General features: G+C 45.0%; 14 protein-coding genes. 11 read left to right on the top strand and 3 right to left on the bottom strand.

Going from position 1 to position 14,469, the window contains the following annotated elements; genetic code table 11:
• Positions 1–348, bottom strand: a complete 348-nt coding sequence (locus HQN88_RS01345; RefSeq protein ID WP_173108467.1) for a YugN family protein — start codon at positions 346–348, stop codon at positions 1–3.
• 206 nt (positions 349–554) lie between these two features.
• Here HQN88_RS01345 and HQN88_RS01340 point away from each other — a divergent pair, with 206 nt between their 5' ends.
• The 5 genes from HQN88_RS01340 to HQN88_RS01320 all read left to right on the top strand — a co-directional run bounded on the left by HQN88_RS01340 (position 555) and on the right by HQN88_RS01320 (position 6,873).
• Positions 555–1,724: an amidohydrolase gene (locus tag HQN88_RS01340; protein WP_173108466.1), complete on the top strand. Its 1,170-nt coding sequence runs from the start codon at positions 555–557 to the stop codon at positions 1,722–1,724.
• Positions 1,725–1,791: 67 nt separating this feature from the next.
• On the top strand, positions 1,792–2,241 hold the full coding sequence (locus HQN88_RS01335) for a CBS domain-containing protein (RefSeq protein WP_173108465.1): 450 nt from the start codon (positions 1,792–1,794) through the stop codon (positions 2,239–2,241).
• 138 nt (positions 2,242–2,379) lie between these two features.
• Entirely contained in the window at positions 2,380–4,491 is a 2,112-nt protein-coding gene (locus HQN88_RS01330) for a PAS domain-containing sensor histidine kinase (protein WP_173108464.1), read from the top strand.
• A 136-nt stretch (positions 4,492–4,627) separates the two neighbouring features.
• Positions 4,628–5,779, top strand: coding sequence for a Gfo/Idh/MocA family protein (locus HQN88_RS01325; protein ID WP_173108463.1), 1,152 nt, complete (start codon positions 4,628–4,630; stop codon positions 5,777–5,779).
• Positions 5,780–5,799: 20 nt separating this feature from the next.
• Positions 5,800–6,873 carry a Gfo/Idh/MocA family protein gene (locus tag HQN88_RS01320; protein WP_173108462.1) on the top strand — a complete coding sequence of 358 codons (1,074 nt, stop codon included), beginning with the start codon at positions 5,800–5,802 and terminating at the stop codon, positions 6,871–6,873.
• Here the strand turns inward: HQN88_RS01320 and HQN88_RS01315 are convergent.
• Complete coding sequence (locus HQN88_RS01315) at positions 6,818–7,744, bottom strand: LysR family transcriptional regulator (RefSeq protein WP_173108461.1); 927 nt, start codon at positions 7,742–7,744, stop codon at positions 6,818–6,820. The genes HQN88_RS01320 and HQN88_RS01315 overlap by 56 nt on opposite strands.
• A 117-nt stretch (positions 7,745–7,861) precedes the next feature.
• Between HQN88_RS01315 and HQN88_RS01310 the strand changes: the two genes are divergently transcribed.
• From HQN88_RS01310 to HQN88_RS01295, 4 genes are all read left to right on the top strand, one after another.
• Positions 7,862–8,050 (top strand): hypothetical protein, encoded by a 189-nt coding sequence (locus tag HQN88_RS01310; protein WP_173108460.1) that lies wholly within the window; start codon positions 7,862–7,864, stop codon positions 8,048–8,050.
• A gap of 70 nt (positions 8,051–8,120) precedes the next feature.
• Complete coding sequence (locus HQN88_RS01305; protein ID WP_246319994.1) at positions 8,121–9,806, top strand: DNA repair helicase XPB; 1,686 nt, start codon at positions 8,121–8,123, stop codon at positions 9,804–9,806.
• 17 nt (positions 9,807–9,823) lie between these two features.
• The gene (locus HQN88_RS01300) at positions 9,824–11,869 is read left to right on the top strand and encodes a helicase-associated domain-containing protein (protein WP_173108459.1); all 2,046 of its coding nucleotides are present in this window, start codon (positions 9,824–9,826) and stop codon (positions 11,867–11,869) included.
• Positions 11,870–11,920: 51 nt separating this feature from the next.
• On the top strand, positions 11,921–12,370 hold the full coding sequence (locus HQN88_RS01295; RefSeq protein ID WP_173108458.1) for a YlbF/YmcA family competence regulator: 450 nt from the start codon (positions 11,921–11,923) through the stop codon (positions 12,368–12,370).
• 34 nt (positions 12,371–12,404) lie between these two features.
• Here HQN88_RS01295 and HQN88_RS01290 read toward each other — a convergent pair whose 3' ends face one another.
• On the bottom strand, positions 12,405–13,382 hold the full coding sequence (locus tag HQN88_RS01290; RefSeq protein ID WP_274320112.1) for an asparaginase: 978 nt from the start codon (positions 13,380–13,382) through the stop codon (positions 12,405–12,407).
• Between the two features lie 74 nt (positions 13,383–13,456).
• Here HQN88_RS01290 and HQN88_RS01285 point away from each other — a divergent pair, with 74 nt between their 5' ends.
• Both HQN88_RS01285 and HQN88_RS01280 read left to right on the top strand, forming a co-directional pair.
• Entirely contained in the window at positions 13,457–13,720 is a 264-nt protein-coding gene (locus HQN88_RS01285) for a YlbG family protein (protein ID WP_056612401.1), read from the top strand.
• 270 nt (positions 13,721–13,990) lie between these two features.
• A complete protein-coding gene (locus HQN88_RS01280) occupies positions 13,991–14,428 on the top strand; it encodes a hypothetical protein (protein WP_056612399.1) in 438 nt (145 codons plus the stop codon).
• Positions 14,429–14,469 lie beyond the last annotated feature (41 nt).

Genomic DNA, 14,469 nt, shown 5'->3' with positions numbered 1-14,469 from the left:
CTAGTCTGCTAATAATTGTTGCAGTTGGTCTAATTTTTGTTTGGAGATCTTAAGTACGTTCTCTGGGATTGGAGAATTGTAGTCCAAGCCATGTGGGAACGTTTCTTTGCCTATGTAAGCTTCCTCTAGAAATAATACCGCATAAGGGGATTCTAGCTTACCTGTTTCTACTCGTACATTTACACGTAAGAAGTAAACAGCTTTGCTTGCTTTATCTTCCATTTTAAAATCATAAGTAGCTCGGGTATATTCCCATTGCCAGCGCACGAAACCAAGTTTAGTTGTTACTTCGTCCAAGTGAGCCAAATCGCTTTTCAGGCCTTTTAAGCCAGTTGCTTCAATAATCAATTTTAACGCCTCCATATTGTACGTATGCATTCTTTTCTCATGATAGTATGTTTCTAAAGGTTCTGCAAGTCGATTGCCATCTGTAAATTCTAATATTTGATGGCACTTTAGAGATGAAACCGTGATTGATATTTGATAGAATAGGTTTCAAGAGATCATTTTAGATATATAGTTAGGTGATCACGCCTTAGGAGGTGGATGAACTTATGAATCATTTTCATGAAAGTCTCCAAGCCATTTACGAAGAAATGGTGGGTTGGAGACGTTATTTGCATCAGCATCCTGAGCTTTCCTACCATGAATACCAGACAGCAGAATTTGTAGCGAAGCATCTGCAAAGCTGGGATATTGAAGTGCGTACTGGCGTAGGGGGGAATGGTGTTGTTGGTTTGCTTCGCGGAGGCGGCGAGGGACCGACGGTTGCTCTGCGTGCAGACATGGATGCTCTACCCATTCAGGATGAGAAGAAATGTGACTATACATCAACTAAGAGCGGGATTATGCATGCCTGCGGCCATGATGCACACACATCGACTTTGCTTGGGATTGCCAAGGTTGCAAGCATGCATCGCACGGAGATCAAAGGGAATCTGGTTTTTCTATTCCAGCATGCTGAAGAAATTTCACCAGGTGGAGCTGACTCGATGATCAAAGACGGCGCCCTTGATGGTGTAGATGCTGTATTCGGCGTTCATTTATGGACACCGTTCCCTGTTGGTCATGTTTACACGCGATCAGGGGCTTTTATGGCCGCGCCAGATGAATTCACCATTCGCATCCAAGGGAAAGGCGGACATGGCGGATTGCCTCATCAAACGATTGACAGCGTGTACGTCGCCTCACAATTAGTCGTTAATTTACAATCGATTGTGAGCCGTCAAGTTGACCCTGTTGAGCCTTGTGTGGTCAGCGTAGGCTCGTTCCACGGCGGGACTAGCTTCAATGTCATTGCTGAAACGAGTGTACTTAACGGAACTGTACGTACCTTCAACCCAGAACTAAGACAAGAAGTGAGAACGCGCATGGAGAGGATTGTACAAGCTACTTGTGACATGTCGCAAGCAACCTACGATTTGGAATATAAGCTAGGCTATCCGACCGTTATCAATGATGCTAACGAAGCTGCTCGTTTCTTTCAAGTAGGCGCGGCTTTGTTTGGTGAGGAAGCTGTACATGAATCCCCTCTTATTATGGCCGGAGAAGACTTTTCCTATTATTTGCAAGAGAAACCAGGCTGTTTTATGTTCGTAGGTGCTGGTAATGTGGATGCGGGTATCGTATATCCTCATCATCACCCCAAGTTCGATATAGATGAAAGATCTATGCTGAACGCAGCGAATTTACTCCTGTCTATGGCCTTGGATTATATGGCATGAATGCCCTCCGTACTTTGGTGAATGCTAATGTAGCAATTATTTGTTGCCTAACATGACACCAAGGAGGATGATGAGATTGTCAGATAAATTAGTGAAGGACATCATGAGTAAAGACTGTGTGACGGTTACTTTATTGGATAATGTGTTCGAGATTGCGTTGAAAATGAAACAGCACGACATTGGATTTGTTGGGGTTCTCGATGGGGATACCTTCATAGGCGGCGTTACGGATCGAGATCTTGTTATTCGTGGTTATGCGGAAAAACATTCAGGATCAACGGCTGTAGAAACCGTCATGACGAAGGGAATGATCACCGTGGCTCCTAATACGACTGTTGATGAAGCCGCAAAGATTATGGCGCAGCACCAAATTAGGCGGTTACCCGTCATTGATAATGGGAAACTTGTCGGTATTGTAGCCATTGGCGATTTGGCTATTCGAGGGAATTATGAAGATGAGGCTGGAGAAGCCTTAAGTCAAATTTCTAAAGAACAAACGCTTGTTGGTAGTCATTAAATAAGTTCGTTCAAATTGAAAAGCAGCTTTTCCTGATTTTGAGGGAAGGTTGCTTTTTTTATGTCTTTCTCTTTACGAGGTGCTCCCTAGTGAGCGATAATAATAACGAAATTAATGAAGGGGGTCCGTATAGAAAAGATGAACACGTTTGAAGAAAACGCTTCCGTGGGATTTATCATTCTAGATTCAAACTGGCATTTTATATACGTAAACGTCTATGGCGCAAGTATTTTAAAGCGAGCACCTGAAGAACTTATTGGTAAAATGGCGTGGGCGGAATTTCCCTCTGCTATTCGGCACGCTTCCTACAGTAATTTTCATCAAGCTCGGAAGAGTGGTAAAGAAACTTCATTCAAAGAGTATGTAAAGCCATCCAATCAATGGATTTACGTTAATGCCTACCCAGTTGGTGAGAACTTACATATTATTCTTCGTAAAACAGAGTTGCTTGACAATCATTTTGCCATGGAAAACGATCTCTATCAAAAGTATACAAACGATTTTCAAGATCTCATTACCTTAACATCAGAGGAGAGCATTCTACTTTATGTTTCTCCCTCAATAAAAAACCTTCTAGGATATGAACTAGAGGATATGTACGGTACAAGTGTATTGGCTTTCTGTCACCCGGAAGATATTGATGGGCTGAGGAACATTTTTATCAACGAAAAAGAGTCTGCTGCCAGTGAACAAGGAAAAGGAAGAGTAAGCTGTCGTTTCCTTCATAAAAAGGGTTGGTATGTATGGTTAGAAAACAATTTCAAGTGGCTATCGGACGAACGAGGTGAACGCACTCAGAATTTAGGGATTTGGCGTGATATATCAGAACGTAAGATTGTTGAAGATCGGTTCGTACAGGCACAACGTTTAGGTCAATTCGGCAGCTTTGAACGAGATTTGGATGAAGATTCCGTGGCATGGTCGGCCGAAATGTTCCGAATACATGGGCTGGAACCTGCTTTAAGAATTGATTTATGTAAAGCGATTGAGCCCATTATCGTAGATGACCGTGAGAAAGTAGCACTCGCGATTAAGCAAGCAATACTGGTTGGGATGTCAGATATAGAATACAAAATTACACGACAGGATGGCGATATTCGCCATTTGCGTTCTCAAATTGAGCGAGTGGTTCTAGACGGGGGACGAATGGCCGTGCGTGGATTGGTTCATGATATTACCATTCACAAGCGAATTGAGCATGAGTTGATCCAAAGTAAAGCTAAATTGGAAATTGCGCAAGAAATAGCAGGTTTGGGTCATTATGAGTGGGATGTACTTAATAATGTTGTGTACGTATCCGACGAGTTGGCTGCATTATTCGGTTGTAAAAATGCTGTGAAACAGATGCCTATGGAGGGCCTTCTTGAAAGTATTCATCCCGATGATGTGATTAAATCGAAAGCGGCTATCAAAAATGCTCTTCAAGAAGGATCACTGGATCTCGTTTATCGAGTTGTGATAAGAGAGGAAATACGAATCTTGCATACCCTAGCAAGAACGACGTATGACGAGTGGGGACGAGCACTGTGTTTATTCGGAACCGTTCAGGACATTACGGTTCAGAAACAGACGGAGGAGCTGCTTCGTAAAACGGAGAAACTACATGTTGCTGGCCAATTGGCGGCTGGTATCGCACATGAGATTCGCAATCCGTTGACAGCGCTGAAGGGCTTTGTGAAGCTAATGTGCCACGCGAACGAAGAGAGTAAGCTGCGATACTATCACATTATGCAAGAAGAGTTTAATCGGATTGAGCTGATTCTAGGCGAGCTTCTGATTCTCGCGAAGCCGCAAGCCATTGCCTACATGCCTCATGATCCCGTAACGATACTTGATGAAGTGATTCAATTGTTGAATACGGAAGCAATCATGAATAATGTTGAAATCATACTCATTGTCAATACGATTCTTCCGTCGGTCAATTGTGAGCGTAATCAAATCAAGCAAGTTTTTGTCAACGTGATCAAAAATGCAATTGAAGCGATGCCAACTGGCGGTATACTGACCATTACAGCAAACAATCATGCTAATGGCGTCCAACTGCAGTTTGTGGATCAAGGCCAAGGTATTTCAGAGGAAAGACTGCCGCGAATAGGTGAACCATTTTATACAACAAAGGAAAAAGGGACAGGGCTTGGTATGATGGTGAGTTTTACAATCATTGAGGAACACCATGGTGTGATCCGATATCAAAGCAAGCTTGGCATTGGAACAACGGTTAACATTCAATTGCCTGCATCTGGACAGTAAACAAGGTCGCAATCGTGTGTAACTGTCAAAGTTCGCAATAAGGTAGTCAATCTGCGACAAGATGCTCTCCCTTAAATATGCTAAAGTGAAAACGTGCTCAATAATTGTGAATCTGACAAGAAAAAGGTGACGTACAGTGGAGAAAGTAAGGATTGGTATCGTTGGTCTAGGTAACATGGGAACTGGACATGCCAAATATTTAGTGAAAAATGAAGTCAAAGGCGGCGTTCTTACCGCTATTTGTGAACCGCGAGCAGATCGTTTAGAGTGGGCGAAGGAAAATCTTGGTGAAGGTGTCACGTTATTTGACAATCTTGATGATTTTCTGGCTTCTGGCTTGATTGATGGGGTTTTGATCGCAACGCCTCACTATGATCACCCTGAAACAGCTGTACGCGCTTTCCAAGCTGGCCTGCATGTTATTTGCGAAAAGCCGGCTGGCGTGTATACCAAACAAGTGCGTCAAATGAATGAAGCAGCAGAAGCTTCAGGTAAAGTATTCAGCATGATGTACAATCAACGTACAAATCCTCTTTATAAAAAATTGAAGGATCTGGTTTCTTCTGGTGAACTAGGTGAGATTCGCAGAACGAACTGGATTATTACCAATTGGTATAGATCTCAAAGCTATTACGATTCAGGCGGCTGGCGTGCAACTTGGGCTGGAGAAGGCGGCGGTGTACTTATTAACCAAGATCCGCATCAACTGGACCTATGGCAGTGGACGATTGACATGATGCCGAAACGTGTTCGTGCGTTCTGTTACTTCGGGAAACACCGCAATATCGAAGTTGAAGATGATGTTACTGCATTCGTCGAGTATGAAAATGGGGCAACAGGATTGTTCGTAACGACAACAGGAGAAGCACCGGGGACGAATCGGTTCGAGTTGTCTGGCGACCGTGGTAAAATTGTCGTTGAAGATGGCAAATTGACGTTCTGGCGTTTGCGCGTTTCCGAGAGAGAATTCAATGAAACGTACAAAGGTGGCTTTGGTCAACCGGAATGTTGGAAATGTGAAATCCCAGTTGAAGGCACAGAAACAGGCCACATGGGGATCACGCAGAACTTTGTTGATGCGATTCTTCATGGAACACCATTGATTGCTCCAGGAGCAGAAGGCATTAAAGGCTTAATGATTTCGAATGCGATCATGCTCTCAACATTCACTGACAACTGGGTTGATTTGCCGATCGATGAAGACCTTTTTGAACAGCATCTGCAAGAGAAAATCAAAAATTCCAAATCAAGTAAAGAAGCAGGAGCCTTTAAAACACTTGATGTCTAAGATCATGGGGGAAATTCGATATGCAAAAAAATGATGGCATGAATTATGCGCCAAAAGGGAAACCGAACCTTGTTGTTCAAAAAGGGGAGTTCACCTTTGCGGTCATTGCGTTGGATCATGGTCATATTTATGGCATGAGTAACGGACTTCTAGAAGCTGGGGCTGAACTCAAATGGGTGTACGATCAAGACCCGGCGAAAGTAGCGGCATTCGTCGCGAAGTTTCCTCAGGCTCAGGTTGCTGCTTCTGAAGAGGAGATTCTTCATGATCCAGAAGTGAAGCTTGTCGCTTCTGCAGCTGTGCCTTCAGAGCGTGGTCCTCTAGGGATTCGTGTGATGGAGCATGGCAAGGATTATTTTACAGATAAAACTCCATTTACTTCCCTGGACCAGCTTGCTGCTGCGAAGGCCGTTGTTGAAGCTACTGGACGTAAGTATGCTGTTTATTATAGTGAGCGACTTCACGTGGAAAGTGCAGTTTTCGCGGGTCAACTGATTGAAGAAGGCGCGATTGGTCGCGTACTTCAAGTTATTGGCTTAGGACCTCACCGTTTGAATGCCTCAAGCCGTCCGGAGTGGTTTTTCGAAAAGGATAAATATGGCGGTATTCTATGTGATATCGGCAGCCATCAAATCGAACAGTTCTTGTTCTATTCGGGCTGTAAAGATGCAACAGTCGTTAGCAGTAAAGTAGCGAATTATCATGCGAAGGATTATCCGGAGCTTGAGGATTTCGGCGATGCTACACTGATTGGGGACAATGGGGCAACGAATTATTTCCGTGTAGATTGGCTGACACCTAATGGCTTAGGGACATGGGGAGACGGGCGCACATTGATTCTTGGAACTGAGGGGTATATCGAGCTGCGTAAATATATTGATATTGCTCGCGATCCGCAAGGGGATCAGTTGTATCTAGTTAACCAACAAGGAGAAAAGCACTACAGTCTGCATGGACAAGTAGGCTTTCCTTTCTTCGGACAGTTGATTCTGGATTGCATCCATCGTACGGAAAATGCGATGACACAAGCGCATACGTTCAAAGCGGCTGAATTGTGCTTGATTGCTCAAGAGAAAGCCGTTCGTGTGGAGTAGTCTCACACATCAACTGGATGAAGTTTGTCAAGGGTACAGATAATTGTCGTTTGGCATGATAGCATAATTGCACATTCAATTTAAAATTCGGGTAGTTCAGCGGTAATATCGCTAACTGCCCGTTTTGTGTTTCCGTAGTAACGGTTGTTTTTGGCAGCAAGCAAAGTCCAAGCCCGTGCATAGCGCATTTTTTGATTGTTTCATAGTTATTAATTTCATAGGTGAGTGTATATTCCACATTATGTTTACGCAGCATGGTCTCAAATAATTTCCGACAACGTCCTCCTGAGACGGACATCAGAATTTCAGCGCCATTGAGGTCTTCCGGTGTAATAGCCAATTTCTGGGCTAAGGGGTGATCGGGTGCTGCCACAATGACAAATTCCTCTTCTTGTATCGTCCTATAGATTAAATCAGGATCGCTGAGTTCTTTGTCCACGATGAACCCTAAATCGCATTCACCTGCCTTTAGCGCACGGGACGTATCATTTTCCAATAATTCGTGGATGGTGATCGTAATGTTTGGAAAGCACTTCTTGAAAGCACCGAGGAACGGCGGCAGCATATAGGAGAATAATGTTGTTTCGTGCGTGCCAATCATGAAGCTTCCCGTCGTTTGACCAGCCACATTGATTTTGGATTCCTCATATAACTTCAAAATCTTCGCTGCATATCGCAGTAAAATGTCCCCCGCAGGCGTCGGTCTCATCTTTTTATCGATGCGTTCAAAAATTTCAACCCCGTATTCGATCTCTAGCTTTTGAATTTGGGAGGTCACACTAGACTGAGCGTAGCCCAATTTTTCAGAAGCCTTCGTAAAGTTTTGCCATTTCGCTACTTCGAGCAGTGTTTTGTATAAGGTAAGATCCATCTGAATGCACTCCTCAACCATCACTATTTTCGATCGAAACGATCATTTTTTATAGATAACTCTGGTACTTCTTCCCATGTTAAAATCAATTCCAACCAAAGGATGGGGGGAATTACCATGTGGAACTTATACGATATAGAGAAAAAATTCGAGGATCATGTGAAAGAGGTTGAAGCACGCGCGAGGAGAGCACATTGGTACACGAAAGAGGTGAAAGTTGGTGTGCGCCCTGGCGTAATTGCAAGATGGGTGTCACTATTTGCCATCGTTATTGTCGGGATAATCGCTGTATATGAACTCTTTTGAGATACGTTAGCATGGAGACCATGTTTAAATCAAGTACTTTCCTTTCATACTAAAGGAAAAAGGAGGGAATATGCGATTGACTATGGATCCTTCAAAGCCTCTGATCGTTCAGAGCGATTTATCAATCCTCCTCGAAACGAATCATCCTGAATTTGACAAGCTCCAAGGAAAGCTGGCTCGCTTTGCAGATTTAGTGAAAAGTCCTGAACATCTTCACACCTATCGAGTTACTCCGTTGTCTTTATGGAATGCAGCTGCGGCAGGTATGGCCTTGGAAGAGATGACATCTTGCTTGCAGCAGCATGCCAAATTCGGTGTACCTTCTGCTGTGCTTAGCACGATTCGCAAATATACGAAGCGCTATGGGATTCTACGTATGCTGCATGTAGGAAAGGAACTCTTCTTAGTCAGCGAGGATACGGTCGTTTTCAAAGAAATTTGTGCCTATGAATCCTTGCAAAAATATCTCAAGGATGCCCGTGGTGAACGGGCTATTGCCATATCACCGAGCTATCGCGGGATTTTGAAGCAAGAGTTAATGAAGCTCGGCTATCCAGTAGAGGACCTCGCTGCCTACCGCAGCGGCGAATTTCTGGAGATCCCTTGGCGAGAGGAAGATGGGATGGATGAGCCGTTCCAACTGCGTGATTACCAAAAGCAAGCTGTAGACGCTTTTCAGCAAGTTGGCCATGGTGGAAGCGGGGTTCTGGTACTTCCTTGCGGAGCTGGTAAGACGGTAGTAGGGATAGCTGCAATGGCGAAGGCAAGTTGTGCAACACTGATCCTTACCTCGAATGTAACCTCTGTGAAGCAATGGAAGCGGGAAATATTAAGTAAGACCGGCCTAACTAGCGATCAGGTGGGTGAGTACAATGGCACTACGAAGGAGATTAGGCCGATTACCATTGCGACCTATCAAATTCTAACGCACCGTGGGAGCAAGGAGGCCGAATTCTCGCACTTGCGGTTATTTAGTGAGAGGGAGTGGGGCCTCATCATTTATGATGAGGTTCACCTTCTGCCTGCCCCCGTTTTTCGTGCGACTGCTGAGATACAGGCCACGCGTAGGCTCGGTTTAACGGCAACACTAATTAGAGAAGATGGCTTAGAGGGTGATGTTTTCTCTTTGGTCGGCCCTAAGAAGTATGACATGGCGTGGAAGCAACTCGAAACAATGGGATGGCTCGCCAAGGTGACCTGCCAAGAAGTCCGCGTACCTTTGTCGATTACGGACCGCGATTATTACCATGCTTCAGAAGCTAAGCATCAATTCCGGATTGCTGGGGAGAATACAGCGAAACTCGAGGTCATTGATCATTTACTGAAGCTTCACCCAGATGAACCAACGTTGATTATCGGTCAGTATATTGATCAACTGGAAGAAATCGCAGCTCATACAGGTGCTCCCATGATATGCGGCAGTATTCCTCATGAACGTCGAGAAGAGCTGTATGAGCTCTTCAAAAAGGGGCAACTTCCACTGCTCATCGTATCCAAAGTGGCGAATTTCGCTGTTGATCTGCCAGATGCGGCGATCGCAATTCAAGTATCAGGAAGTTATGGCTCAAGGCAAGAAGAAGCCCAACGACTGGGTCGTATTCTTCGGCCGAAGCGAAATGGCGAGAACACGGCTGTCTTCTATTCACTCGTTAGCGCAGACACGAAAGAACAGGATTTTGCAATGAAGAGACAGCTCTTTCTTGTAGAACAAGGCTATCAATATGAGATTACAAGCTGGGATCCAGCGATAAGATGAGGAGGTAGGCATGAAAAATGAAGTACGAGCATGTGGAAAGGAAAATGCCGGGTTCATTAAAGGAATCTATTTTAAGACAACCGTGGTGCTCTGCACTTCGCACATTAGGTGATTCTTTAGAAGAGATTCTCACACCTCCTACCCACTTAGCTGAACTCTACCGTGAGCTCACGTCCGATGAGAAGAGCACGCTGCGCCTGGTGATGTCGACGTTCGGCTGTCTGCCTTTTACTAGCGAGAGGTTGGCAAAGGAAGCGGTGCTGCAAATGGCTGGCGCTCAAGTCAGTTTGGGGCTATGGGGGCTTCGTCGTTATGGTATCATTGTTGCTTTTCGCAAATCTTGGGGAGAACAGTTGTATACATTGCCTGAGGACGCATTCGCTGGGTGGCAGAGCCTACTATTTCCTATCTTATGGCCCCCCGAGCAAAGTGATTTAGAGGAGTTAAGGGATCTTAGCGACTGTATAGCAGACATGGAGGAAGACAGCGTTCCTTCGAATCCACGGGGACTCGCGCAGCAATTGTTTCATTGCATGGTGAGTTGCTCGCGGCAGTCTGAACTTTCCCTTACGAATAAAGGAACTTTACATAAAAAGCAGTTGCAGAAAATTACGGAACATGTAAGATTACCTGCAAGAATCCTCACGCAATCAGGACTTACTTACGCATTTACGGACGTTTATGATGAGCCTGCCGCGTTGATGCTTGAATTGGGTATGAGAATGGGCTTTCTCTATAAAAATGAAACGGGCAACCGATTCCTGTTCCATCATCGACGTTTCGAGAGATGGCTGCAAAGCTCCTATGAATATCAACAAGCCCAATTGTATCGCATTTGGCGACAGGCCTTGATTCCTGCGCCAGTTTGGCTCGAGCATGGGATTGCATGCATGGAAAGGGCGACTGTCTTGCAGTGGTACAGTGTTTCAGAACTGTTGCAAGCCATTCTCACGTACTGTTCGATTACACATAAACCTGTGGACGATGAGGCTCTGCGTCAGGAGTTGATGATAGCCTGGATTAAGCCATTATCGACATTTCGTTTTGTCGAATTAGCAGAAGATCAAGAGGGGCAACGTTGGTTCAGATGGTTAATCACGCCTCGGCTAAGTATAGGTGAGGGTCCAGATTCTCTCCTTGAACAATCTCACCGAAACGATCCTTCGCTGTATGTTCAGCCTGATTTCGAAGTGCTGTTACCACCCAATGCTTCTCTGCGCTTAGAGTGGGGAGTTGCGGCATTTGCTGACCTGCAGAACGCTGATCTCGTACGTACCTATCGTTTGACCAAAGAAAGCTTTGGGCGCGCGTTAGATCATGGTTTGAGGAGCTCTGACGTGATTCAAGTTCTGCGGGATCATGCTTATTATGAAGTTCCAGAAGGAGTAGTCATTACCTTACAGCAGTGGGAAGAGCAGAAGGATAAGCTCTACCTAACGGATGTGACTTTGCTTCGCTGTCAATCGAATGAGGTTGCGGAAGCTCTGCTCCGGAATGAGAAGTGCAGCAACCTGCTCGGAGAGCGCTTGGGAGAAACCAATTTTATTGTGTCACGGGAGCATGTGAAACATTTGACGAAATGCTTGGAAGCGATGGGCTTCCATCCCAATCCAAATCAAATTCCAAATCTATTGAGCGATGAAGAAGGCGAGATTCCCTCATGGGATGAGCCTGTATTGGGTCTTTGTTACTCTAAAGATACGATTCAATTGTATGAAATTGATCCGTATTTGCCACAGCGGGAGGAGTTGTATCCAGATATGCAACAAATTCCTGTGAGTTGGATTAAAGAGTTGCGCGATTACCATGCCTCTACACGTAAGGATATGATTCGTAAAGCTATAGAATGGAAAAGTGTGCTGCAGTTGAGAAAAGAAGGACGAGACTGCTTCATTATCCCTCGTATGCTGCGAGAAGATCGAACAGGTTGGATTCTGGAGGGCTGGGAAGAATATGAGGAGATTGCTTGGACTGGTGAGGATTGGAAAGAGATGAAGCTCATATTACCAGGAATCAACGATGGGTCTGTGAGAGAAAAGGAAGAAACTCTTGGCGAACTGTGATATGATAGAAGTGTTATAGACTTTTTCGCGAGGAAGGATGAGGTTGTCGTAATGTTACAAACAATGGAAACCGAAACACTGGATATGTCGGCTATCCTTATGCAGGCCTACGATATGGGTGATATGATTAATTCTTCTGCGGAAGTTGCAGATTATTTATATTGGAAAACCGAAGTTGAGAACAGCAGAGAAGTCAAAGATTTGCAAGCTGTTTTTGCTAGGAAAAAAGATGCTTTTGAGGAGTGCGAACGTTTCGGGCACTACCACCCTAGCTATCACGATGCCTTAGCAGCTGTGAATGACGTGCAAGAGAAACTCCTGGCTGTTGAGGCAGTTCGCAAGTATAAAGAAGCTGAGGATCGTTTGGACGACTTGCTGTTCACCGTTTCAACGACGATTGCTCACGCGGTATCAGATTCCATTAAAGTGCCAAGCAACAATCCCTTGCCAACCGGCAAAGGCTGCAGCTCCGGTGGAAGCTGCAGTGGGAATTGCGGTTAATGTAAGGACTACTTCGTGATCAAAAGCGGTGGTATTACAGGCAGAAATCGGGGCGGATGCGTCCGACCTCGGTTCCTTGCCAGTTGTGAACAGCAGGTGTATGGAACTCCTTGAGCTCACTGACCTCGGTTTCCGACAGATAGCCTAGCTGCTTTAATGCTTCAATGACTGCGGGATACAAGGCACGAATGTTTCCATCTTCTACCTTTAAGACGAAGCCGATGGCTTGGTCGGGTATGGAGAGGGCGAAGATTCCTTCAGCGCCCATTTTGCCTATGACTCGTCCTTTTGTTACCTCGATTAATCGCGTATCGAAGCGATCGCTTCCTGCGAGGAATTGAGGATATTTTCGCACAGCATCGACAATTCTTTGGCAAGCGTTTGCACGCTCTGCAGATAGCCCTTGGGGGCTGCCCAATCGGGCAAAAGCGAGCGCGAGATGGTTGATTGGCATTCCAAACACAGGGACGCCGCAGCCGTCAATTCCGAGCTCCATCTGTTCCTTAGGCACATCTGACATGGCGCTCACAGCATCTAACATCAATACCTGAACCGGATGTTCCGGGCTCATGTAGGTATCTGGCGAAGCGCCAAGATGTCTGCTGAGGGATAGCATACCCGAATGTTTGCCCGAGCAATTGTTGTGCAAAGTTGACGGGGACTCTCCCCGTTCGCGCATCGCCTGTGCAGTTGGCGCATGGTACGGCTCATGCGCACCGCATTGCAGATGCTTGGCATGATACCCCAGCTTGCCCAAAATGCCGCGGGCTGTGCTCACATGTTCAGCTTCCCCATTGTGGGAAGCGCAGCATAAGGCAATTTCGGCCTCTGACAGGCCGAAATGATCAGCCGCGCCGGATTCAATGACCGGCAAGGCTTGAATCAGCTTCGCCGTCGAACGGGCGAAGGTGAGCAGGTGCGGATCGCCTGCACCGTGCAGGAGCGTTCCTTGGTTATCGACAACAGCAAGGTGAATGCGATGTATGCTTTCTGTTATATGTCCGCGAGTCACGCGGACAATAGTGTTTGATGGCTTCATGTTGTGAGATCACTCCATACTAGGATTATTGAAAAGAGGTTGCAATCATGATGATTGAGCGAAGCGGATTAATCATTTGGGTTAACGATATCAAAGCCGCAAGAAATTTGGAGCGGTTCGGTTCCCTTCATTACATATCCAAGAAAATGAATTATGCAGTTCTTTATATACATGCGAGCAAATTAGAAGAGACCACACGCAGTCTACTTAAGTTACCCTACGTCAAGAAGGTAGAGAAATCATATCGTAATGAAATTAAAACGGAATATAGTAGTGACGTTCCTGACAAAACTAGATTTTACACGCTTTGAGGCTGCAGTGCAAAATGAAAGCTTCGTGAGAAGCTTTTTTCTTTTTTTTATCAATGATATCGACCTGGGTCGGTGTTGTTTTGAATGACTTTGTTAGAAGTTTTCTCAATTTTCCGAAAATTAGGCATAGTTTGTTGTCTTCATAAATACTTATTAATAATTTTATATATTCTTCCATGGGAAAAAAAGTTATAATACAGTAAAATATAACTTACAGAACTTCAGGGAGTAGGTATTCGGTCCCATTTAAATAGGAAAGGGGATGTGATCATGAAAGATAAGGTTATGGGGAGATGGAGTACTTACGAACCATTCTTCGTACAGCTAGGTGATAAGAAAGTAGCGGATATCGTGATCACGAATCATGCTAAGCTAAGATGGAGCGATCGTATTTCTAGCGATAACAATTCACTTGAGGAAATCTGCGCATTTCTTTGGGAGAAGCTTAAAAATGATAGCATGGTCCCTTATTATCGGAACGAAGAAGACGTCTATCTGATTGATGATGATTTGGTGGTCGTAGCCGAATTCTCCCATTTGGAGCACGAGACGGATCTTGTAGGCAATCCTCTGCACAAAATGATCATTGTTACCTTTCTTGGTAAAATGTCAGAGACCATGGAGCTGCGCGATTTGAAATCGTACTATTCCTGGTTGAGACACTCTCGTCGTATGACCTTAATCAAGAATAGTCGCAAGCGGCGCTAATCATGTTATTAAGCAGAGTATGTCTGGAGCTAGGGCAGACG

The sequence above is a fragment of the Paenibacillus qinlingensis genome, from assembly GCF_013204845.1.
Taxonomy (GTDB): domain Bacteria; phylum Bacillota; class Bacilli; order Paenibacillales; family NBRC-103111; genus Paenibacillus_E; species Paenibacillus_E qinlingensis.
This window is presented reverse-complemented; position numbering and strand designations above follow the sequence as displayed.

Excerpts from the sequence above, each read along its gene's own strand:
- HQN88_RS01340 (WP_173108466.1), top strand. The coding sequence starts at position 555 with ATGAATCATTTTCATGAAAGTCTCCAAGCCATTTACGAAGAAATGGTG.
- HQN88_RS01335 (WP_173108465.1), top strand. The coding sequence starts at position 1,792 with ATGATGAGATTGTCAGATAAATTAGTGAAGGACATCATGAGTAAAGAC.
- HQN88_RS01330 (WP_173108464.1), top strand. The coding sequence starts at position 2,380 with ATGAACACGTTTGAAGAAAACGCTTCCGTGGGATTTATCATTCTAGAT.
- HQN88_RS01320 (WP_173108462.1), top strand. The coding sequence starts at position 5,800 with ATGCAAAAAAATGATGGCATGAATTATGCGCCAAAAGGGAAACCGAAC.
- HQN88_RS01315 (WP_173108461.1), bottom strand. The coding sequence starts at position 7,744 with ATGGATCTTACCTTATACAAAACACTGCTCGAAGTAGCGAAATGGCAA.
- HQN88_RS01310 (WP_173108460.1), top strand. The coding sequence starts at position 7,862 with ATGTGGAACTTATACGATATAGAGAAAAAATTCGAGGATCATGTGAAA.
- HQN88_RS01305 (WP_246319994.1), top strand. The coding sequence starts at position 8,121 with ATGCGATTGACTATGGATCCTTCAAAGCCTCTGATCGTTCAGAGCGAT.
- HQN88_RS01300 (WP_173108459.1), top strand. The coding sequence starts at position 9,824 with ATGAAGTACGAGCATGTGGAAAGGAAAATGCCGGGTTCATTAAAGGAA.
- HQN88_RS01295 (WP_173108458.1), top strand. The coding sequence starts at position 11,921 with ATGTTACAAACAATGGAAACCGAAACACTGGATATGTCGGCTATCCTT.
- HQN88_RS01285 (WP_056612401.1), top strand. The coding sequence starts at position 13,457 with ATGATGATTGAGCGAAGCGGATTAATCATTTGGGTTAACGATATCAAA.
- HQN88_RS01280 (WP_056612399.1), top strand. The coding sequence starts at position 13,991 with ATGAAAGATAAGGTTATGGGGAGATGGAGTACTTACGAACCATTCTTC.